This is a genomic window from Alterirhizorhabdus solaris, assembly GCF_007785815.1.
In the GTDB taxonomy this organism is placed as follows: Bacteria; Pseudomonadota; Alphaproteobacteria; order Sphingomonadales; family Sphingomonadaceae; genus Alterirhizorhabdus; species Alterirhizorhabdus solaris.
The window spans coordinates 1-19,994 of the sequence record NZ_VNIM01000030.1 but is presented as its reverse complement, the minus strand read 5'-3'; the positions used below and the strand labels follow the sequence as shown (position 1 = coordinate 19,994).

The 19,994-nt window shown below is 66.2% G+C and carries 21 protein-coding genes and 1 tRNA gene; 4 read left to right on the top strand and 18 right to left on the bottom strand.

The genetic code is table 11. The annotated features are described in order from the left end of the window. Positions 1-3 precede the first annotated feature (3 nt). The 17 genes from FOY91_RS09255 to FOY91_RS09175 all read right to left on the bottom strand — a co-directional run bounded on the left by FOY91_RS09255 (position 4) and on the right by FOY91_RS09175 (position 15,423). Positions 4-1,398, bottom strand: a complete 1,395-nt coding sequence (locus FOY91_RS09255) for a conjugal transfer protein TraH (RefSeq protein ID WP_145150461.1) — start codon at positions 1,396-1,398, stop codon at positions 4-6. 124 nt (positions 1,399-1,522) lie between these two features. Continuing rightward, positions 1,523-2,311, bottom strand: a complete 789-nt coding sequence (locus tag FOY91_RS09250) for a conjugal transfer protein TraF (protein ID WP_145150413.1) — start codon at positions 2,309-2,311, stop codon at positions 1,523-1,525. A 29-nt stretch (positions 2,312-2,340) separates the two neighbouring features. Beyond that, positions 2,341-4,083 carry a conjugal transfer protein TraN gene (locus FOY91_RS09245; protein ID WP_145150410.1) on the bottom strand — a complete coding sequence of 581 codons (1,743 nt, stop codon included), beginning with the start codon at positions 4,081-4,083 and terminating at the stop codon, positions 2,341-2,343. After that, entirely contained in the window at positions 4,080-4,838 is a 759-nt protein-coding gene (trbC, locus tag FOY91_RS09240) for a type-F conjugative transfer system pilin assembly protein TrbC (RefSeq protein ID WP_145150407.1), read from the bottom strand. Before trbC ends, FOY91_RS09245 begins: the two co-directional genes overlap by 4 nt. Next, positions 4,838-5,872, bottom strand: coding sequence for a conjugal transfer pilus assembly protein TraU (gene traU / locus FOY91_RS09235; protein ID WP_145150404.1), 1,035 nt, complete (start codon positions 5,870-5,872; stop codon positions 4,838-4,840). Before traU ends, trbC begins: the two co-directional genes overlap by 1 nt. Further along, entirely contained in the window at positions 5,869-6,516 is a 648-nt protein-coding gene (traW, locus tag FOY91_RS09230; RefSeq protein ID WP_238995323.1) for a type-F conjugative transfer system protein TraW, read from the bottom strand. The genes traU and traW overlap by 4 nt, the downstream gene beginning before the upstream one ends. Then, on the bottom strand, positions 6,513-7,052 hold the full coding sequence (locus tag FOY91_RS09225) for a S26 family signal peptidase (protein WP_145150401.1): 540 nt from the start codon (positions 7,050-7,052) through the stop codon (positions 6,513-6,515). Before FOY91_RS09225 ends, traW begins: the two co-directional genes overlap by 4 nt. Further along, positions 7,039-7,437, bottom strand: coding sequence for a TrbI F-type domain-containing protein (locus FOY91_RS09220; protein WP_145150398.1), 399 nt, complete (start codon positions 7,435-7,437; stop codon positions 7,039-7,041). The genes FOY91_RS09225 and FOY91_RS09220 overlap by 14 nt, the downstream gene beginning before the upstream one ends. Next, the gene (locus FOY91_RS09215; RefSeq protein ID WP_145150395.1) at positions 7,430-7,789 is read right to left on the bottom strand and encodes a hypothetical protein; all 360 of its coding nucleotides are present in this window, start codon (positions 7,787-7,789) and stop codon (positions 7,430-7,432) included. The genes FOY91_RS09220 and FOY91_RS09215 overlap by 8 nt, the downstream gene beginning before the upstream one ends. Then, positions 7,782-10,349: a type IV secretion system protein TraC gene (gene traC, locus FOY91_RS09210; protein ID WP_145150391.1), complete on the bottom strand. Its 2,568-nt coding sequence runs from the start codon at positions 10,347-10,349 to the stop codon at positions 7,782-7,784. Before traC ends, FOY91_RS09215 begins: the two co-directional genes overlap by 8 nt. After that, the gene (locus FOY91_RS09205; RefSeq protein ID WP_145150388.1) at positions 10,346-11,182 is read right to left on the bottom strand and encodes a TraV family lipoprotein; all 837 of its coding nucleotides are present in this window, start codon (positions 11,180-11,182) and stop codon (positions 10,346-10,348) included. The genes traC and FOY91_RS09205 overlap by 4 nt, the downstream gene beginning before the upstream one ends. Then, positions 11,179-12,048 (bottom strand): DsbC family protein, encoded by an 870-nt coding sequence (locus FOY91_RS09200; RefSeq protein ID WP_238995322.1) that lies wholly within the window; start codon positions 12,046-12,048, stop codon positions 11,179-11,181. The genes FOY91_RS09205 and FOY91_RS09200 overlap by 4 nt, the downstream gene beginning before the upstream one ends. An 11-nt stretch (positions 12,049-12,059) precedes the next feature. Beyond that, a complete protein-coding gene (locus FOY91_RS09195) occupies positions 12,060-13,406 on the bottom strand; it encodes a TraB/TrbI/VirB10 family type IV secretion system protein (RefSeq protein ID WP_145150383.1) in 1,347 nt (448 codons plus the stop codon). Next, positions 13,403-14,209: a type-F conjugative transfer system secretin TraK gene (locus tag FOY91_RS09190; protein ID WP_145150380.1), complete on the bottom strand. Its 807-nt coding sequence runs from the start codon at positions 14,207-14,209 to the stop codon at positions 13,403-13,405. The genes FOY91_RS09195 and FOY91_RS09190 overlap by 4 nt, the downstream gene beginning before the upstream one ends. Then, the gene (locus FOY91_RS09185; RefSeq protein ID WP_145150378.1) at positions 14,206-14,772 is read right to left on the bottom strand and encodes a type IV conjugative transfer system protein TraE; all 567 of its coding nucleotides are present in this window, start codon (positions 14,770-14,772) and stop codon (positions 14,206-14,208) included. The genes FOY91_RS09190 and FOY91_RS09185 overlap by 4 nt, the downstream gene beginning before the upstream one ends. 11 nt (positions 14,773-14,783) lie before the next feature. Next, positions 14,784-15,071, bottom strand: a complete 288-nt coding sequence (gene traL / locus FOY91_RS09180; protein WP_145150375.1) for a type IV conjugative transfer system protein TraL — start codon at positions 15,069-15,071, stop codon at positions 14,784-14,786. A 28-nt stretch (positions 15,072-15,099) separates the two neighbouring features. Next, positions 15,100-15,423, bottom strand: coding sequence for a TrbC/VirB2 family protein (locus FOY91_RS09175; RefSeq protein ID WP_145150372.1), 324 nt, complete (start codon positions 15,421-15,423; stop codon positions 15,100-15,102). A gap of 393 nt (positions 15,424-15,816) precedes the next feature. Here FOY91_RS09175 and FOY91_RS09170 point away from each other — a divergent pair, with 393 nt between their 5' ends. The 4 genes from FOY91_RS09170 (at position 15,817) to FOY91_RS09155 (ending at position 19,911) form a co-directional block, all read left to right on the top strand. Next, entirely contained in the window at positions 15,817-16,290 is a 474-nt protein-coding gene (locus FOY91_RS09170) for a helix-turn-helix domain-containing protein (RefSeq protein WP_145150369.1), read from the top strand. 506 nt (positions 16,291-16,796) lie between these two features. After that, a complete protein-coding gene (locus FOY91_RS22800) occupies positions 16,797-17,447 on the top strand; it encodes a Ros/MucR family transcriptional regulator (protein WP_145150366.1) in 651 nt (216 codons plus the stop codon). 83 nt (positions 17,448-17,530) lie between these two features. Next, a complete protein-coding gene (locus tag FOY91_RS09160; protein ID WP_145150363.1) occupies positions 17,531-17,758 on the top strand; it encodes a hypothetical protein in 228 nt (75 codons plus the stop codon). A gap of 437 nt (positions 17,759-18,195) precedes the next feature. Then, positions 18,196-19,911: a recombinase family protein gene (locus FOY91_RS09155; protein ID WP_238995325.1), complete on the top strand. Its 1,716-nt coding sequence runs from the start codon at positions 18,196-18,198 to the stop codon at positions 19,909-19,911. Here the strand turns inward: FOY91_RS09155 and FOY91_RS09150 are convergent. Beyond that, a tRNA-Met gene (locus FOY91_RS09150) sits at positions 19,868-19,944 on the bottom strand. The genes FOY91_RS09155 and FOY91_RS09150 overlap by 44 nt on opposite strands. Positions 19,945-19,994 lie beyond the last annotated feature (50 nt).

Genomic DNA, 19,994 nt, shown 5'->3' with positions numbered 1-19,994 from the left:
GTCCTAGTTGAGGCCGCGAGCGGCGAGCCCGCGCGACCAGTCGAGCGAGGCGGCCATGCCAGGTGACATCGAGGTCGCCAGCACATTCTCGAGGAACTGCGTCTTCTGGATGATCGCCATGATCGCAGTCACGCGGGCTTGCGTCGTCTGCTGGCGATCGGCGAGCGCGGTACGCGCCGAAGCGATCTGCGCGTTCCAGGCGGTGAGCTTGGCTTCGTCGGCGGCGATGAAGCTCGCCTTCGACTTGCCGACCTCGCTGACGAGCTGGTCGAGGATCGCATAGAGCAGGTCGATCGACGCGATCTCGGCCAAGGTTGAGCGATCGTCGGTCGAGAGCCCCCGCGCGTAGGCCGCCTGCACGGTCAGGATCTTGTAGAGCGGCACCGACGAGATCTGCAGCAGCTCCTTCTGTTCAGGGCTGATCGCGGTGTCGGCGCGGATCGCCTCGACCATCCCGTCGATCAGGGCGGTGACGCGCGGGCGCAGCGCCTTGGCGGTCGGCACCGACAAGGGCGCGAGCGTGGGCCCAAGGCACTGGTCCTCGGTGTCGCAGTGGTAGACTTGGACTTCACCCGCGCTGGTACCATCAAGCAGCGCGGTGACAAGCGTCGAGCTGGTGTCGCCGGTGAGCGGCTGGAAGCGACCCGGATCGCCGTCGGTCGGCGGCACGTAGATGATCGTGCCGACCATCGTCATGACATATTCGGCCAGCTCGCGATCGAAGCTACCGCCGGGGTTGAAGAATCTTGAGCCTTTAAGCACGTGCCAGGTGTAGTTGCGGGGCACCGCGCTGTTGACCGCGTCCCATTTGGCCGGATCTGCGCCGCTGATCGTCGAACTCCGCTCGCCCTTGCTGCCGCAGCCATGCTTGGCGGCGGCATAGTCCGAGAAGATGCCGTCCGAATTGCCGATCGCCTCGCAGATCGCCTTGTCAGCCAGATCGCCCTTCGGCCACATCGAGCCGACCAAAGCTTGGGCGGATTCGCAACTCGAGATGTTGAGATTGTTCATGAGCTGCGCTTTCTGGGCGAACTCATCCATGACCTTCGAGCATTCCGGGCAGACGGTGTCGATCGCGAGCTTGAAGGCGAAGCCGACCGCATTGTTAGCGACCGCCTTCAGCATCGCGACGATCTCGCTCGAGTTGATGAATGAGAAGGAGCCGGCAAACAGGTCGATGCCGCCGCACCCGGCGCGCGCTGACGGCAGCTGCAGATTGGCGAGGTTGGTCGTCTTCTGTGGGAAGCGCGTCCAGACATCGCCGAGGCTGTAATAGCCGGCCGACTGGCCCTGGAAGGCGCTCGGGCCGGTGACATTGGCGGCACCGCCGGCGTCGGCGACGAAGCGGTCCATCGCGCCACCGACATCGGCCGTGGCGGGCGGCACCGGCACCAGCATAGGCCCGAGCGCGCCCGCCAGCGCCGCGGCGCAGGCGAGCGATGCGACGCCCCGTGTGCACCGCTTGAGCGCAGATCGCGAGATGACGGCGGCGGTGCGGATGAGGACGCGGAGACTTGGCGGATCAGTAATCACTGCCGGCCTTTCGCTGGGTCAGGAGGAAGATGCGCTCCATCAGCTCGTCGGCGGCGATGATGCCGTAGCCGATCGGGATCGCGCTGTGGGTCGCGCTGTCGAACAGCACGACGGCGGGCGTGGTCTTTGCCGTCAGGCCCATCGTCGCGCGCTGGTTGGTCTCGACGGTGTAGCGTGGGAAGGTCTCGGACGGGCCGCCGTCGGTCGAGATCGCCCGCACCGTCAAATGGTGCGTGTCGGCGACCGCCTTGACGATCGGCGACATGATTTTGCAGGCGCCGCAGCCCTGCGCGAAGAAATAGAACAGCCCGTAACGCTGGCCAATGCGGTCGAGCGCCTCGTCGCGCTCGACCTTGCGCGCGTCCGACCATTGCTGCTTGGCCACCGTGCCGACCGGCCGCTGAAGCGTGTAATCGAGCTCCGGCGCCTGCCACAGCGCGCGCTGCCAGACGTCGCCGAACAAAGACGCGCGATCGAGCTGCGCGCGCTGGAAGCGGATATAGGCGGTGACATTCTCCGGTGTCGGCTCGAGGATGGCCCGGGCCTTCAACTCGCGCAATTCGGCGGTAACCGCATCGAGCTTCTCGGCCGCGCTCGGTGCGGGGGGTGCTGCCGGCGCGGGCGACGCCGCCTCCTCGGCCTTTGGCCGGTCGCAGTAGAACCAGGTGCCGAGCTTGCGATCGTGGCAGTAGAAGCGGTCCCCTTGCTGCGGCGGCGCCGGCGCAGCGGGTGGCTGCGCGCGCACCGGTGGCGCGGCGGCGATGCTGAGAACGAGCATCACGATCCCAGCCGGGTTGCGACGCGGAATCACCGGCCACCTCCGTTGATCGCGTAATAGTCGTCGATCTTGCGCTTGAGCGTGTCGACGGTGGCGAGATCCTCGGGCAGCTTGGCGGCGTCCTGGAACTCGGCATAGACCTCGGAGAAATCCATCCGGCTGAGATCGAGCCGGGCGAATTCGTCGATGGTGAAGCCCTGGCAACTCTCCTTCTTGGGGGTGCCCCACGGCTTGCCGATCTGCGGCCGGCCCTGCTCCTGCAGGATGCGGCTGAGCTTGGATTCGAAGCAGCAATAGGCCTTCTTCTTGGTGACGCAGACGCCGAGCACGCTGTCCGAGCAATAGCTGCCGACATAATGGCATAGCCCCTGCGCATCTCGCTGGTGGAGCAACACCTCGTCGCGCGAGCAGCCGAGCGCAACGAGCAGGTTGGAATAAGGGATCAGCGGGAAGGCCTTGCCGGCACAGCAGTTGAGCAAGCCGAACACCTTGGAGTGGCAGGTGTCGCGCTCACCCTTGAACAGGGTCAAGGTGGCGGGATCGAACTCACCGCCGGCCTGCGCCGCCGCATGGAGTGCGACAGCGGCATCCTTGAACTCCGCGTTCGGCTGGCGGTCGATCGTCTCGCAATCGCCATTGATGCAGTAAATGTCGCCATCGCAGACATATTGTTTCTGCGGCGCGGGGCCGTCCGGCACCGCGCAGGTATAGATCCGCTCGCGGGTCGGGCACGGCGCCTCGTCGGTCAGGCATTCCTCGCGCATAAACCAGCACGAAGTGTTCGCCTCGAGCACATCGCAATTCTGCGCGGGAACGGCGTGGTGGCATTGGTAACGCCGCTCCCATGCCCAGCATGGCTTCGTCACGGCGACGCCATCGATCGTGCGCGTTACGGGATCGCTCGACGTGCAGGTCTCCGCATCCAAGGTGCAGCCGGCATCCGCGGCCGGTGCGGCGCAGGCGCTTTCTTCCCGCCGCTCGCTGACGACGTTCTCGCCCTCGGTGCCGCGCAGCCGTGCGCCGGGCACCTCTGTGTCGCAGAGCAGCTCCTCGACCGGTTCGCCTGGCTCGATGCAATATTCATAGGGCGGCCTGCCGCCGCGCAAGAGACAGCGCCCGCCATGCGACCCGGTATGCCGGCAACTCGTAGTCTCGAAGAGGCTGCAATCGTCGACGCCGTTGAAGCGGGCATTGTCTGTGCTGCACCAGTAGCGATAGCCGGTCGTACGCGTCACCGAGACGACGAGCGGGATCGTGCAACTTTCCGCCTTTTCCTCGAGTGCGACGCCATCGTTGCAGGTCGCCTCATAGGTGCCAGCGCTACCGGTCGATGGTGGAAGCTCGCGGCAGCTGCCCTCGCCGCCGCTGACCCCCATGGCGCTGACATAGGTCGTCGGATCATCCGCAATGGCGCGACCCCGCGCGATCGTCGCCTCGATATCCGCGACGGCGACACGAGGCCGGCGGTCGAGCGACGAGCGCACGGTCTGATAGCCCTGATTGGTAGTTGCTGCGGCCGACGCCTGTGCGGCGATCACGTCGGGATCGTCGAACAGCGCCGATTGCGACGGCGTGCCGGTGAAGTTCGGCAGCGTTGCCGCCGTTGGGACGGTCTTCGCCGCACTCTGTGCCTTGCCGGCGATGTCGGCGGCGAACGCCTTACCGTCGGTCCGGGCGGCCTCGGTCTGACTCTGGCCCGACGCGATCGAGCCGGTCAGCCCGACGCCAAAGAGCGCGAGTCCAACAAGGAGCGGAATGGCACGCGCGCTCATAGCCGATCTCCGCCGAGCCGGGCGCGGTGGATCGCCGCGACGCGTGCGGCCGGGCCGTTGCTGGACGCGAAGGTCTCGAGCGCGTGCGCGAGCGTGACGTTGCCATCGATCCGGTCGTGCGGCGGCAAGGCGGTGCGGCAATCGAAGCCGTCGCACAGATCGAAGTCGGTCGCGGTGACGACATAGGCGGGCACCGCGTCAACCTCGAAGGCGCGGAACAAGCGCGGGTCGATCCCGACCGCGCTCCTGACCTCTCCGGCCGGCAGCAGCTTGGCGAGCGCCGTCGTGAAGGTCCGCGCCGAGTTGCCCGGCAGCCCGCGAAACACGACCACGCCGCCGGCCTTACTGACATCGGCGATCATCGCCTTCAGCGATGGCGCCGGCATCGACAGGCTGGCGAAGGCGACCAGTCGCGGCGCATCCTCGGGCGCCATCTGCCTGGCAGATACGGCGACCATCGCGTCGAAGTCGAAGGTCGATGCCGGATCGGCCGATGGCTTGGTCGCCCTGGCGAAGCTGCTCATCGCTGCCCGAGCGGTCGCCGCGGTCTCGGCCGCCTCCTGTTTCAGCGACTGGCCGCGGCGCGCGATCGACGTCGCGAACGCCTCGGCATCGGCCGGCGCCAACTTGGCGCGCGCCCTGACCTTGGCAAGATCGAGGCCGTCGACGGTCTGGGCGCCGCCGCCCGAGGCGAGCCCGAGCAGCACACCGGCTAGAGCGGCACCGGTGGTGATGAGGGTGAGATGGCAGCGCATCACAGTGCGCAACAGTTACGTTTGCGCCAGACGAGATAGCCCATATCTTCTCCGATCGCGGGATAGACCTGGCCGGCCGACATGAAGGTCGTAGACGCGCCGATCGGCGCGCAGGCGTAGCGCCCGCCAGTCTGGGGATTGGGATTGGTGGCCTGGAAGCGGTATTGCTGCTTGCGCATCACCGGCATGAGGTAGCTGCCGCACAGCCCCTTCTTGCCCATCGTGCCCCAGGCGACGAGTTCGCGGTGAAGCTTGTAGGCGAAGCGGGCGAGCGCCAGTCGCGACGCCTGGACGTGCCCGATTGACGCCGCGACATTGCCGTTGAGCGGATACATAGTACCCTGGCAACCGGCGCACCAGAAGAGCGGGTCGGTCGGCAGCTTGGCGGTCGCGGCAATGCAATCAGCGGCACAGGCAGCGAGCGCCAGCGGGTTGGCGAACAGCACGGCCTCGGGGTTGATGATCGCGGTGAGCTCGGAATCCTGCCACAGCGGATCGACCTCGGTTATGTAGAGGATGTCGACCGTGCCCGCCTCGAGACAGAGGAAATCGGCGACGATCTCCATCCAGTAGAGCAGAGGATAGGCGTACCAGTGGACGTGCCAGCCGCTCGTATTCTGCGCCTTGCCACCGATGGCGCTCGGCCCCGCGATCGTCTTGAAGCCGATGTCGAACCCCGGATCGAGCTTCAGACCTCCCAAATTGACGAAGCACCACGGCTTCATGCTGACGTCGGCCAGCCGCACCGGCTCCCAGAAGCCCATGGCGATGCCGACGCGCAGGCTGCAGTTGCAGATCGGCAGGTTCGGATTGTCGGTGTCCGGGCGTCCTGCGATCGACGGCCAGATGTTGAGCACGCCAACCGACATCGGGAACAGGCAACTCCAGCAGACATCGGTTATCGGATTGACGAAGTGGCCGGTGCATCGGCCCGGCGTGCCCTCGGCCCGTGCTGTACTGGCGAACGTCACTACGGCGAGGGCGGACAGTAAAAACGACGTGCACCACCGCGCCGAGTTTCTTCCCCAGGTCATCCCCGATCTCCTTTGCCGTTCGGGAGGACCAGCTCGCGGATGAGGAGTGCGCGGCCCTGCTGCTGGACAAGCGCAGGCACAGCGCGGATGCCGAGGCGGCGGGTGAGCGCGCCCTGCTGATCGAAATAGAAGCGGCGCTGCTCGGCCTTCATCAGCGCGAACGGCGAGCCGTTGATCAAGATCAGCTTGGCATCGAGCGCGGTAGTGTTGCGCATCGCCCAGGCCACTTGCGCGGGGTCATCGCCGTCGAGGAAGACGAGCCTTTGCCGCAGCGGCACAGTGTCGAGCGGATTGACCCGCGTACCGGCCGCGACGATCACGCGCCCGCGCGCATCACGCAGATCCTGGCCGACCGTGATCGTCGGATCGAACATCCAGCGCCGCTCTTGTTCGGTAGTGACGATGCCGGGAACCGCAGTGGGTCGGCGGACCTTGGTGGCCGTGCGCTCGGCCAGCTGGTGATTGGCACGATCGATCTCGCCCGAGGCCTGCATGGCGGCCAGGCGCTGCCTGATGACCGCCAGCAGATCAGCTTCGATGATCGGGAATACCGCGCCCTGCCGGCCATAGTCCTTAGCGGACGCGGGCGGTGCGACGCAGGCGCATGCCGCCGCAATGATCGCAAGGGGAGCGCCACGGGTCACAGGATCGGCTCCCCGACGCCGATCACCCGCGGTCGGCAAATCCAGCCGATCACCGCATAACGGCTGTCGAAGCTGTCCTTGTTCGGCGTAGCAACGAAATAGCAGCCGCGCGGGATGGTGCCCGTGGGACCGGCCTGAAGCTTCTCGCCGCGCATCGTCTTTGTCTTGGCGAGGGCGACGGGATTGCCGTTGATCAGGAACAGGCGGCCGCGGCGCTCTACGCGATCGCCGGCGACACCATAGACGATTTTGCCGAACGGCTGCGGATCGCGGCCGAAATGCCGTTTGAGCAACATGCTTGGCGGCGGATCGAAGAAGACATGATCGCCGCGTTTGGGCACACTGTGGCGATCGACGAGGAAAGCCCAGTTCGGCAGGCTGCTGCTCTGGTTGATCAGGAAGACATGGCTTTCGCTCCAGCTGGCGACGCTCGCATAAGCCGGGACGCCGACAGCCAGGCAGGCGAGCAGCGACCAACGCCGCCGACGTGCGGTCGACCAGAAGCGGGCTGCGGGTAAATTGTCAGCGCGCGTCACGGTCCGCCTCCAGCGCCCGCGCGACGCGCGTCCTCACCTCGGCGGTGCGATCCTCGACCGAGCGGCCGAGCGTCGCCTCCGAAACCAGCACGGTCGTGCCGTCGCGTCCCAGATCAGCGACGGCCTGATTGATTGCTGCGAGGTAATCGCCAGTCCGCTTCGCCGCCTCCTCGGGCGTGCCGCCGTTGCGCGCTTCTGCCGCGACGAAGTCTTCGACCAGCCGCGAGAGGCTGACCGACACGATCTGCCGGTGCTCCAGCGCCACAAGTGCGCGCGTCGCCCAAGCTGCCCAGATCAGGGCAATGGCCAGCAGCAGCGCTATGGCGACGCGCATTGCCGGCCAGCCAGCGATGGTGCGATGAGCGCGAGCGGTCACTTCAGCCACGATCGCCTCCGCGCCGAAGCTCGCGACGCAGCCGCAACGCGAAGCTCGGCAGCCGCGCGATCACGAGCAGGCCGACGATGCCGAGGAAGACGGCGAGGAGCTGGCCGTGAAAGCTGGCGCGCGCCGCCGGATCGGCCGACAGATAATGGGTCGAGAGGTTCTGCAGTTGCGCAAAGAAGCGTGACGGGCGCCCGTCGGCCATGAGGATCATGAAGGCGAGCATCGCGCCCAAGGCGGCGAGCAGGATGCCGCTAATCCACAGTGTTGCGCTCAGCACGAGATGGCAACCATCGGCTGCTAGGCGGCGCACACGGGTAAACCGGATGCGCATCGGCTCGCGGATCTTATGCATAATACACCTCGCTCGGTTCAGCTGCACCCGCCGCGACCGCGTCGATCGCCTCGGCGGTGCTGGCACCAGCCGCCATCCGCTGCTCGATCGCGGCATAGGTGTCGGGCGACGAGGAAAAGACCGTGGCGGAATAGCGGTCGAGCACGAGCCGGCCGATGGCCTGCATTTCGGGGCCGCGAATGAAGACCTCGGAATATTCCGAGCCCGACCGCTTGAGTGACCGGATCAGCCCCTCCGTACGGTCGTCCATATCGAGCCGGGCTGATTTGCGGAGATCCGCGACCGTCTCGGGCTTCTGCTGAAGGATCAGCATCCAGTCCGAATTTTCGAGCGCCGCGGTCGCGCCGTCGGACTTGTAAAAGTCGTTGAGCGACTGAGTCGCCGTGCACAGCGCGCCGCCATATTTTCGCGCGGTGCGCGCGTAGGTCTCGACGAAGTCGGACATCGACCCGCCCTTGAGCATCGCCCAGGCCTCGTCGATCAGCAGCAGCTTCTTCACCGACCGGGGTGACCGCGTCATCGCCTGGCTGGTCATGAACATGATCGCGGTCAGCACGACCGAACGCAGCTCCTCGCGGGTAGCGAGGTCGGACATTTCGAAGACGGTGAAATCCGCCTTGAGCGCCAGCGTCGCCTCGCCATTGAAGAAGCCGCCATAGGTGCCGCCGGAGCGGAACGGCCCCATCGCGATCGCGAGATTGGCGGCATCGGCATTGCCGGTCGCTTCGAGCGCGGACGCGACAGCATCGATTGAGCCGGCGCGGCCTTGCTCTTCCCACACCCGGTTGACCGCCTGGTCGATCAGGCCGCGCTCGGTGTCGGTCAGCCGGTCGATGAACCGCGCCATCTGCCCGACGATCGCCTTCAGCATCGCCATGCAGTCGAGCCGGTAATCCTCATCTTCGGCGACGCGCTCGCGGTCGATCATCGAGAAGGGGTTGAGGCAGAAGCCGCTCGCGAGGGTGAATTCGATGAAGCGTCCGCCCTGGAGGCGGCAGCTGTTCATGAAGGAACGGCCGTCATCGATGACGACGACCTTGGCGCCCGCGCCGCACAGGCTCGCGCACATCTCCTGGAGCAGCACTGACTTGCCCGAGCCTGACTTGCCGAGGATCGCGACATTATGGTTGCCAGCACCATTCTCGAACGGCGACCAGAAGAAGGGCTGGCCGCGCCGGCCAAGGAACAGCAGATGCGGGATCGCGCCGCCGAGATATTCGCCCTGCACGGGCGCGATGTTCGCCGCCGTCGTCGACAGCATCGTCCGCATCCGGCGGCAGCGCTCGAGATCCGCGCCGAGCCCGTCGGCGAGCGTTAGCGGCATCGCCGCCAGCAGCCCCTGGATCTGCAGGAAGCGCTCGTCGGCCAGATCCCAGCCTGCCGACTTGTAGAGCGACTTGACCATCCGCTCATTGCGGTCGCCCTCGCCTTCGGGCGAAAAGCAGGTGACGCCGTAGAAGGCGCGTACCAGCCGGCGCCCCTCCTGCAACTGCGCCTGTACCTCGCGCCATTCGGCGGCCTGCTCGCGCAGCTTCGGCACGTACCGTGCGGACTTGCCCTCGCTGAGCGACGTGGTGCGCAGGAACTTCATCCCCGCGCGGGCCGAGGCGGCCTCCTGGTCTGGATAGATGAGGCACAGGATCGTTGCGGCGGGACAGGGAAACCGCAGCTTATCGGTGAACAGGTCGCCGATGAGCCGCGCGGTCTCCCACGGCGTCCAGCGAGTCGGCATGTTCCGAACCCCGAAGTGGCGGACGTCGAAGCGGTCGGGATAAATCTCGCCGATCTCTGGCGCGTCGCCATCTCGCCGGCCGGTCGGGCGGAAGCGCTCTGTCCGCAGCAGCATCCGGCTCTCTTCGACGACAAGCTCGATATCGCGGCGCAGAGCTTGGTCGGCGATCGGATCGAGCGGGTTATAGTCGATGACATCGTCGCCGCTCGCGGTGGTCGGCGAGGTCAGATCGTCGAGGAAGGCGATCAGCTCGGTCGGCGCGATGTCGGCGGCGGGCACGTCGAGCGAGCGCAGCACACCGAGTAGGCTCTCGCGGACTGCGATCAGCTCCTCCTTGGTAGTGGCGCTCGCGGCCGGCACGCCGACCGAGACGAGCAACTGGTGATGACGCGCATGGAATGGCGCACCAGCGGAGCCGCTCGTCCAGACGAGATCGTAGAGGCACTGCGCGCGGGCGCGGGCGATCCGCTCATAGACGCCGCCGCGCGCATAGCGCGGTGCAAACCATGGCGCGATATTGCGGCTGATCCGTGGGGACGCCCAATGGACGATCTGGACGCAGGCGCCCGCCGGCAGCCCCTCCGAAAAGAACTGCCCGAGCAGGTCGCCGACCTTCTCGTCAGCACCGACCAGCGGCGCAACGTTGAGCACGAAGCCGGTCGAGCGAGCATTCAGGTAGAGCCGGGTCGATGGCTCATAGACCCGGTACGGCAGGAAACTCGACAGCATGTCGAGCCCGAGCACGGGACGATCGCCCTCACTCTCTTCGCCGTCGCCGAACAGGCCGGTCATGACGGTGCCCATCAGAGTGCGCAGCGACAAGCTCATCGCGGCAGCTCCCGACCAGGCAGGCGCGCGAACGGATCGTCGAGGTCGCCAGGATCACGGTCGGTGGCAAATGACGATTGACCGAGCTGAGGCAGCCGCGGCCCGATCAGAGCCTTGAGCCTGGCCCGCGCGGCGGCTGCATCACCTTGAGGGAGCACGACCTTGCCGGATGGCAGCGCGAGTGGTGTTGCCGCCGACAGCGGCGCCGCCTCGCCCTGCGACAAATCCGGCGTGGAAACACTGGACGGCGCGATCCGATGACCCGCGCGCGCCGCCGCGATCGCCGCCGCCGATGGACCGTCGTCAGCGGCAGCGGAGACGGCGCCCGTCGGCGTCAAAGGGTGAGGGGCTCGAGCGGGGAGCGTCTCGAGCCCCTCGATCGCCGGTGCCGAAGCACCAGCGACTGCCTCGCGCAGGGAGGAAGGGGCGGAACTGCGCGAGAACTCGGGATTGGCTAGAGGGTCGCCGCCGGCAGCAAAGGTCCAGCCCGCCTCCTCGACGACGGCGTGCACCGTCGCGGCGTCATGGAGCACGCCGACCTCATCGACGTGGGCCGGCAGCAGGATCGTCAGCATGCGCTCGCCGGTTCGGATCGGAACGGCGCCGGAGCGTGGTGTAAGCGATGGCTGGCGCGTGCGGCCTTCCGCCTCAGTGCCAACACCGTTTCCTGCCAAGCTACGGATGGCGGCCGCATCGATCGCGGTCATCGGCGCGCACGTGCCGGTCGGCGCGCGGCAGGCGAAGTCGCCCTTGACCGTGCCACCGAGCGTTGCGCAGCCAGAGAGCAGGGCCGTAGCGGCGAGCAGCGCGGGCGCGAAAGCCAAGCGGTTCATGCCCTGCCTCCATCGATGAAGGCCTTGAGCTGATCGGCAGGCCGGAAGCCCTCGATCACTGCGCCGTCGGCACGAATGATGACCGGCGTTCCGCTGAAGCCATGCTGCTTGGCGAAAGCTTCGTTGGCATCGAGGCCGGAGACGTCGCACTTGGCGGTGATGCGAAGTGGCCGCCCGTCATAAGCCGCGTGCAGTGCGGCGGCGGGATCGGCCGCGCAGAGCACCGCCTCGGCTTTTCTCCGGCTCTCCGCGCCAAAGATCGAGATCGGCCGCTCCTCGATGCGGGCGCCGAGCTTGACCAGTTCCGCCGACAGATGCCGGCAATAGCTGCACGCGAAATCGCTGAGCACGATCAGGCGCGGACCGTTGACAGGCCCCCAATGGATCGCGCCACCTGGCGGCAGGACGCTGAGGTCGACCTTCGCGGCCTTGACTGGTGCGGGCGCAGGTTGATCGTCGGCATTGTCGCGCTTGCCGGCGGCGCCGGTGACCAGCAAATCGGGGTTGAGCTCGAGCAACCGTGCCGCGGTCAGGTCGCTGCGCGTCTCCATGTCGTAGAGCCGCCCGATCATCAGGAAGCGGGCGCCGCGATCGACATAGAAGAGCGTCGCCCCCGCCACGACTTCGCACAGGCCACCGAACCGCCCGCAGTCGATCGCGCCGATCGCGGTCTTCGGTAGGCGCAACTTGAGCGCGGTGCGCACAAGCTCGGTATTGATGCTTACCGTCGCAGTAGGCGCGGCCCGAACGGCGTTGGTAATGCCGCCTGCGCCCATGCCGAACAGAAGCGAGGCCCCTGCAAGCGCCGCCCAGAAAAGCGGCCCCTCCGCGCGCCTCATCTTGTCGAGGACGGTGCCGCGGGTCATGTTTAGTGAATTCATTGGGAGTTCCTCACATAGACGCCGTCGAGGAAGACGATTTCGACATCGATGCCGGTCGGCATCTCGACGACGGGCTGATATTGTTCGGCGCGTTCGATCAGATATTTGGAGACGGTGTCGGCGGCGTCGCCGACGCCCTGCCCGAGACCACCTTGGACGATGTCGCTGGGCCCAAGCGCCTCGCGCTTTCCGTTGGTGCCGCTCGAAAGGCCGGAGAAGACACTGTTGGCGTTGGCCGAAAAGCCGCGACCGAAGCCGCCGACAATGCCGGCGAGCAAAGCCTGGGTGACGAGACTGCCCTCGCGGCTGACGACGCGGCCGCGCACGCCAGTCTTGCCGGCAAAACTGATGAAGCCCTTGACCTCGCTGACCGCGACCCGGCCGCCGGGCTGGTCGCAGGTCATCTTCTGAAGCTTCACATAGACCTTCTCGGCCGACAGATCGCCGCGCGCCGCACCGTTGACGACGCAGCCCTGGATGTTGGTCGTGAGGAGCTTGCCGTCCTGGACCACCGAGCGCGCGGGACCGGTGATCCGCAATACCACCGGCAGCGGGTCGGTCTGGCTAGCGACACCCGCCGAGGCATCGACGCCGACGATGACGCGCGCCGGCGCATAGCTGTTCGGCGGCAGATAGTCGGGGCTGTCCTCGACCTCGATTGCGGGTGCCTGCGGTCGCCCGGCGCGCAGTCCCGACTTCGCTGCGCCCGCCCCCTCGGCTGCGACGGTCGTGAAGGACAGCGTCTTCACCTGCCGCTCGGCCGCCGCCGGCAGCGCCGATGCACCCGCGTCGCGTGCCAGGTTAGGATCGAGCGGCGATCCGGACGGGATCGATGAATCGCGCGTGCCGAATGGTAATGCAGAGATCGGCGTAGGCGGCGGGGCAGACTGGGCGCGCGTGAGCTCGCTGCGGAGCGTGCTGTTCTCCTGAGTCAGCGCGTCGATCGTATGTGCGCCATCGGCTTTCATCGCCTGGTTCTCAGCCGCGAGCGCGTCGAGTTTTGCCTGGATCGCAGGATCCACCGCGCGCCGCTCCTCGAGGGACTTCAGCTGGCGCGCCTGCGCGTCCAATCGGTTGCCGTAGATCGCAACGAACTCGCGCTGGCTGAGGTCGCGATTGACGATACCGTCGGTCTCGATCTTCTGCGGAGCCTGCGCATCGTGCCGTTTGCTTGGACCGCCGCCGGCGACGAGCCAGAGCAGCGCCATCGCGACCGTTCCGCCGCCGCCGAGAAGCAGCAAGCGCTGGCGTGCCCGCGTCTTGGAGTTCAGCGCACCGATTGCGCTGCCGCTGTCGTCGGGGCGAACGGGCGCGGCGGCGGCCGGTGGGGGAGCGGCGGTCATGCCCCCGCTCCCGCGTCCTCGACGAGGTATATCGTGGTCGCGCCGTGCGGGGCGAGCTCGGCCGTGCCGATGCTGACCGCGAGACTGCCGTTCGGCGCGACCGCGGCCGGGTCGATGACGACCGCCTTGGCGGCACGGTTGTCGATGCGCAGCACCTTGCCGGTCAGTCGGGCGCCGCGATATTCGGCGATCAGCCGCACGCTGAGATCACCGACGCGGGTCGGGTCGCTCGCCACCTGCCGCACCTGAAAGCCATCGGGCACAGCGCTCGTCGCCATCGCCTGGATCAGACGGACGGCGGCATCGCGCGGCGAGGATTTCGCTTCCCAGCTTTGCGCGCGTTCGCCCGCGATCGCGGGGTTCGAGACGAAGACCTGCTCGGCCTCATCGCCGGCCACCTTGCAGGTGAACTTGTAGACGAACCCCTTCTTGCTTGTGGCGAAGAAGGTCACCCGGCCGGGCGCGAAGCCGTCCGGCACCGAGATATAGATGTCGCCGCGAACCGGCTCGTTGGTGACGGTGAAGTCGTTATACGGGTAACCGGTCGTGATCTTGCTGACGCTGGCGAAGGCATCCGCGATCAGGCTGATGCGGGTCAGCTCACGGGCCGAGACGACGCAGTCGACCTGCGCATTGTCTGCGGCCTGACGAAACTGGTCGGCGAACGCCGGCGAGCCAGCGAGCGCCAATGCAGCGGCGATGGTGGCAAAGCTGAACGGCTTCAGATTGAGCTCGCCCGATTGGGCGTCGCCCGCGACAGTAGGAGTCGCGTCTGCAGCAGGCGCATTGGGTTCGGCGATCATCGAGACGCCTCCTTATTCTGGGAAATGAGCGCGAAGCTCGTCAGCGAGAGGCGTAAGCCCACGTAGCTCCAGCCGAAGCGGAAGCGTTTCGTCTCGCTGGCGATGACCTGGCCACCGACGAACGTCTTGAGGTCACCCTCGACCGTGGAGGACAGCGCTTTTGGATCGACCGTCATGCCGGTGATCACGAAGGCCTGGCTCAGGTCCGAGCCGCGCTGCTCGGTGACGATCTTGACCAGTTCGGCCTTGAGCGCGCCATAGGCGGCGGGATCGGCTACCTTGAGGATCTGCTCCATCCAATAGTCGAGACCGGCCGGAGACCGGTTGAGCAGCATCAGCGCAACGTCGCGGGTGACGAGTTCGAGATAGTCCGCCGAGACGCCCGACGAACTGATCGCCAGCGGCCGCGACGTGATCGGTTGCAGGATGACCTCGCGGTCGCGGGTGCTGAGCGCCGAGACGAGCGCAAGGTTGGTCAGGAACGAGGCGGCGGCGACGACGAGCAGGATCTTACGCTGGCGCAGCAGCGCTTGGCTGCGCTGATGCGCGATGTCGGATAGCATGGGCCCCTCCCTCAGCCGGCGAGCCGGCGGCAATGGGAAGGCGGAGTGGCGCGGAGCCGGACGAAGCCCGCTCCCCGATACCAATAGGCCGCGTGGATCACCCAGGAGGTGGCGCGCCCTGCTTTTGCCTTTCGCAGCGCGAACCAGACGCCTCCGGCACCCAGGATGCCCAACAGGATGTGCTGGGAGAGAATCCCCCAGGCGAACGGCGCTGCGAGACCGATGAATTCATCAAGGGTCCACAGTCCGATGAGCTCGGGATCGTCGAGCCGCCGGGGAATGAAATACTTGTCCGACATCGTGTCGCTCCGCCCTCTTTTCCCGCGCTCAGATGAGCGCGGTGACGGTGGAGGTGACGATGGGCACGCCCGTGCCGACGCCGATGCCGACCGCGACGGGCACCGCTACTTGCGCCAGAGTGAAGCGGCCCGACGCCATGCCGATGAGGCCGCCGGCGAGGCTGAGGACGGCGATGATTTTACCGCCCGAGCCCTCGAGGAAATCGGTGAATTTCGTCAGCGCCGGACCGAACGTCGTGTCGGCGCCGGCATAGGCGGCGCTGGCGCAGAGCAGGAGGGCGACCGCGGGTACGACATAGTCGCTGGCACGGCCGAGACTGGCGCGGGTCAGCGGGAGCTTCATGGTGAGCATCGGGAGGGTCTCCGTGAGGGTCGGTGCGATCGAACACCGACCGCCCACTCACCTCACCCCGCTCCCACGCCCGCATCAACGGAAAGGAACATTAAGCGAACATAATTCCATCCTCGTCGCGGAATTTGCGACAGCCGTCGCGGCATTGCTGGGTATTTTCCTACGATCTCGCGACGTCCGTCGCGATTTTGGCAGGCCGTACGGTGCGACTCCGCGACAGCCGTCGCGGGCATCAACGAAGAGCGATTCGAGCGTCCTATGTCCTTATAACCGGCGGCATGCGGCCAGCTCGCACGCACCGGCACGCCCAGTTTTTCTAGGATGTTCTTGTTTTGTTTTCCTACAGGCCCGGATCGCGGTAGCTTGCGCGCGACTCGCCAGATGGAGACTCATGTGCCCGCCGTCGCCGATCCTCCGCCCTTCACCTCCGCGCCCTTGTATGCCGTCGTCGCCGAGCTCGTAGAGCAGAGCGGCGTGACCCAGCGCGATCTGGTCCCACGCGTCGGTCTATCGAAAGATCAACTTAATAGGACACTCAAGGGTACTCGACACATGAGCTTGGAAGAGGCGGCTACCATCCTGCACGAGACCGGACTGCCGGCACGTGGCACGCTAACGCTTGCCCTGTTCGGTCGACAAGATCTCGCGCCCGACTGGGCGCGATCCGGCTCAGGCGCTTTCCTCGAGACGATGATTGCCGCCTTGCCGGATGCACTCGCAGCCGAGATTGGTGACACGCGCGATCGGATTGACCCTCGCTGGGGCACACAAGCCGCGCGCTTCGTCGCTCAGCGGATCGCGCACCACATCAATGAGTTGATCGAGCGCGAGGAACGGCTTGGTAGTTTCCACCCCGCTAGCGGGTGATCGATCGCTGAACGACAGCACGCTGGGGAGCGACGAGAAAAGAGAGCGTTGGCCGGAAGGGCGGACAGCGCGCCGACAGGCAACGAGCCCGCCCCATGCGATTTCCAAAACATGTGCCCGACGAAATGACCGAAGCGCCAAGCCAGAACCTGAGTCTTAGCTCCGGCTCTTCGGCGGCAGATCAACGCTTGATCGAATTCGCAAGGCTTCTAGCCCGTTGCGCGGCTCACCGATACATTGCCGAATCCGAAGAGGAGCACGAACGGGGTGACCGTTGACGGAAATACCACGGCTAAATGCGGTCGCGACCGGGGGAGCTACTGCGGTTGGTCCAGCTCCATCCCGCGCCTAAACCATGCGCCGGCGCGAATGATCTAGGCGTATCGCTTATGGCGTGACTTGCGACTACAGTGAAATGCAGGGATATGCCTCTAGATCGACCGAGGAATTGGTTCGCTGGATCGCATACCGTGAGCTTACAATCATAAACGAACACGGGGTCGTACATGTCCGACGAGAACGCCACCGGATCTCAAGACCTTCTCACGCTGACCGCTGACATCGTCTCGGCGCATGTAGGCAACAACATTGTCGCAGCGGCGGACCTACCAGCGCTGATCGGCTCGATATACTCAGCACTCACCGGTCTCGACGCCCCCGCAGAGCCTGAGCGCGCCAAGCAGGACCCCGCCGTCTCAGTACGCGCCTCGGTCAGGCCGGATTATATCGTGTGCCTGGAGGACGGCAAAAAGCTCAAGATGCTCAAGCGCTACCTGCGGACCAACTATGACATGAGCCCCGACGAATACCGCCGGAAGTGGGGCCTGCCGAGCGACTACCCGATGGTGGCGCCAAACTACGCCGAGAAGCGCCGCACGCTCGCGCACTCGATCGGGCTCGGCCGCAAGAGCGCGCCGGCGGAGGCCCCTACCTTAGAGCCCGCGGCCGAGGCGAGCGCAGAGCCGGCGGCAGAGGCGAGCGCCGAGCCCATCGCAGAGGCGAACACCGAGCCTGCGCCCAAGAAGACGAAACGCGGCCGGCCGGCCAAGACCGCTGAGGCCGCTCCGGCCGAGAAGCCGGCGCGCAAGCCACGTTCCAGAAAGCTCAGCGGTGCCGACGCGCTGGCGAAGGCGCGGGGCGAGCCGGTCGACGGCTGATCGCGACAAGGGCGGCGGGGCATCGCTGGTCGCGTGCTCGCCGGCCTGCTGGCACCGGTCGCCAACCGTGCTACCGACCGGGCATGAAGATAGACGGAACGATCGCGAATAATCTGAAGTTGGCCATCGCCAGCGCGCAGCGGCTTCGCGGCCACCCCGTCTATCCCGACACGATCGCCTTCTGGCGCGAGCTTCTGCACGAGGGCCGTCGCGCCCGGGGCAATGCCGCCGGGGCCGAGCTTGCGGAGCTCGACGTGCTGATCGAGAGCCTCGAGCATGAACTCGCCGAGCGCCCCGCGCCAAAGGCGTAGTTGGCGCTGGTTGCGATGATGCGGAGCGCGCTTATGCCGCTACTAGGCCAGCCTCGGACCTCACCGTATCCACGCCGGCGAGCGCGGCTCGAGCCAAGGCCTCCGCATGCTGCCGGCCGTAAGCCGCGCTCGCGCCTAACGCCTCCCGTAGAACCCGATCGGTTACGCATTCCAGTTCCTGAGGTCGAGGCGGCCTACCCTCGATAATGCACGCCAGCAGGGCGTGCGGGAAAATCCGCTGCATTGTCGCTCTCCTGTGTGTCCGCCACTAAACGGCTTTGGTTGCCAACACTGTAGCAGGTTTCGCCCGGATGTGCGACCTTCGTCGGTCCGCCGTTGGCATGATCGTCGCGAAATCTGTCCTGCTGTCGTAGGTACGCTATTTGGCTTGATCGAGTTCGTACTGGCTCTGGCCTGCTGCACGGCTCACGGATACAATGCCGAGACTGAAAAGGAGCGCGCCCGCGGTGCCCCCTTACCGAAGCAGGAGAACCCTCGTGAAGGTTGCCCTCTACGCGCGTTACTCAAGCGACTCGCAGCGAGACGCCTCCATCGCGGACCAGCTCCGCGTCTGCCGCGCTCACGCCGAGCGTCAGGGCTGGCAGATCATCGAAGAATATACCGACCACGCGATCTCCGGCGCGTCGCTCCTGCGTCCCGGCATTCAGGCGATGATAGCCGACGCGCTGAGCGGCCGCTTTCAGCTGGTGCTCGCCGAGGCAATGGATCGGCTGTCGCGCGATCAGGAGGACATCGCCGGCCTGTTCAAGCGCATGGCGTACGGCGACGTGAAGATCATCACCCTGTCCGAGGGAGAGGTCACCCAACTCCACGTCGGCCTCAAGGGCACGATGAACGCGCTGTTCCTCAAGGATCTCGCGGACAAAACGCGCCGCGGTCTGCGCGGGCGCGTTGAGCAGGGAAAGTCCGGCGGCGGCAACTCCTACGGCTACACCGTGGTGAAGCAGTTCGACGCGCATGGTGAGGCGGTTCGCGGCGACCGAACGATCCACGCCGACCAAGCTGCGGTCGTCCGTCGCATCTTCAGCGACTACGCCGCCGGCAAATCGGCGAAGCGCATCGCGGTGGAACTCAACCGCGAGGGGATATCCGCACCGAACGGAGGCGACTGGGGCTTCAGCACGATCAACGGCAATCCGAAGCGCGGCACCGGCATCCTCAACAACGAGCTCTATGTCGGTAAGCTCATCTGGAACCGGCAGCGGTTCGTGAAGGACCCGGCGACGGGGAAGCGGCAAGCCCGGCTGAACGCCCCGGAGGACCGGATCACACAGGAGGTGCCAGAGCTCCGGATCATCGACGACGAGACATGGTCGATGGTGAAGGCCCGGCAGTCGGCGATGCGGGCTGAGAAGCCCGAGCCCGACGCTTCGACGCTCAGCACGGCGAGAGACCGGAAGCGGCCACGTTATCTTCTCTCCGGACTGACCCGCTGCGGCTGCTGCGGCGGCGGATATTCGATGATCTCATCCGAGATGCTCGGCTGCTCGACCGCCCGTAACAAAGGCACCTGCGATAATCGGACGAACATGCGGCGCGATGAACTCGAGGCTCGCGTCCTTGCAGCCCTGCGGCATCATCTGATGGAGCCGGCGCTGTTCGCCGAATTCTGCGAGGAGTTCACACGCGAGATGAACCGTATCCGTTCCGCCGGATCCGAGACGCTGGAGGCGTCGCGGGCCCAGATCAGGAAGATCGACCGCGACCTCGACCGGCTCGTCGACATGATCCTGCGCGGCGGTGCCGCCGATCGGCTCAACGAGCGCATGGTCCGAATGGAAGCGCGCAAGCGCGAGCTCGAAGCTGTTGTCGCCCAAAGCAAGGAGCCGGCACCGCTGCTTCACCCCGAGATGGCAGGCTATTATCGCCGCCAGGTCGAGAGCCTGCACGAGGCACTCAACTCCGGACCGGAGGCAGAGCGGCTCAAGGCCGCGGACCTGCTCCGATCGCTGATCTCCGCGATCGTGCTTACGCCCAGCGACAGTGGCCTGGAGATGGACGTGCAGGGCGACCTCGCCGGCATCCTGACGATCGCATCGAACGCGAAAAGCCCCGCCATTTTACGGGCGGGGCTTTCGCAAGTTGAGATGGTTGCGGGGACAGGATTTGAACCTGTGACCTTCAGGTTATGAGCCTGACGAGCTACCGGGCTGCTCCACCCCGCGCCGAGGTTATGACCGGGATATTTCCGGTGTGAGGTATGTGAACGGGTTCT

What these genes read in the sequence shown, in the direction of transcription:
- traU (WP_145150404.1), bottom strand. Translation starts at nt 5,872, where the DNA reads ATGACCTGGGGAAGAAACTCGGCGCGGTGGTGCACGTCGTTTTTACTG.
- trbC (WP_145150407.1), bottom strand. Translation starts at nt 4,838, where the DNA reads ATGCGCTGCCATCTCACCCTCATCACCACCGGTGCCGCTCTAGCCGGT.
- traC (WP_145150391.1), bottom strand. Translation starts at nt 10,349, where the DNA reads ATGAGCTTGTCGCTGCGCACTCTGATGGGCACCGTCATGACCGGCCTG.
- FOY91_RS09175 (WP_145150372.1), bottom strand. Translation starts at nt 15,423, where the DNA reads ATGCTCACCATGAAGCTCCCGCTGACCCGCGCCAGTCTCGGCCGTGCC.
- FOY91_RS09190 (WP_145150380.1), bottom strand. Translation starts at nt 14,209, where the DNA reads ATGATCGCCGAACCCAATGCGCCTGCTGCAGACGCGACTCCTACTGTC.
- FOY91_RS09250 (WP_145150413.1), bottom strand. Translation starts at nt 2,311, where the DNA reads ATGCTCGTTCTCAGCATCGCCGCCGCGCCACCGGTGCGCGCGCAGCCA.
- FOY91_RS09155 (WP_238995325.1), top strand. Translation starts at nt 18,196, where the DNA reads ATGCCGAGACTGAAAAGGAGCGCGCCCGCGGTGCCCCCTTACCGAAGC.
- FOY91_RS22800 (WP_145150366.1), top strand. Translation starts at nt 16,797, where the DNA reads ATGTCCGACGAGAACGCCACCGGATCTCAAGACCTTCTCACGCTGACC.
- traL (WP_145150375.1), bottom strand. Translation starts at nt 15,071, where the DNA reads ATGTCGGACAAGTATTTCATTCCCCGGCGGCTCGACGATCCCGAGCTC.
- FOY91_RS09185 (WP_145150378.1), bottom strand. Translation starts at nt 14,772, where the DNA reads ATGCTATCCGACATCGCGCATCAGCGCAGCCAAGCGCTGCTGCGCCAG.
- FOY91_RS09205 (WP_145150388.1), bottom strand. Translation starts at nt 11,182, where the DNA reads ATGAACCGCTTGGCTTTCGCGCCCGCGCTGCTCGCCGCTACGGCCCTG.
- FOY91_RS09195 (WP_145150383.1), bottom strand. Translation starts at nt 13,406, where the DNA reads ATGACCGCCGCTCCCCCACCGGCCGCCGCCGCGCCCGTTCGCCCCGAC.
- FOY91_RS09245 (WP_145150410.1), bottom strand. Translation starts at nt 4,083, where the DNA reads ATGAGCGCGCGTGCCATTCCGCTCCTTGTTGGACTCGCGCTCTTTGGC.
- FOY91_RS09200 (WP_238995322.1), bottom strand. Translation starts at nt 12,048, where the DNA reads ATGACCCGCGGCACCGTCCTCGACAAGATGAGGCGCGCGGAGGGGCCG.
- FOY91_RS09215 (WP_145150395.1), bottom strand. Translation starts at nt 7,789, where the DNA reads ATGCATAAGATCCGCGAGCCGATGCGCATCCGGTTTACCCGTGTGCGC.
- FOY91_RS09160 (WP_145150363.1), top strand. Translation starts at nt 17,531, where the DNA reads ATGAAGATAGACGGAACGATCGCGAATAATCTGAAGTTGGCCATCGCC.
- FOY91_RS09255 (WP_145150461.1), bottom strand. Translation starts at nt 1,398, where the DNA reads ATGCTGGTGCCGGTGCCGCCCGCCACGGCCGATGTCGGTGGCGCGATG.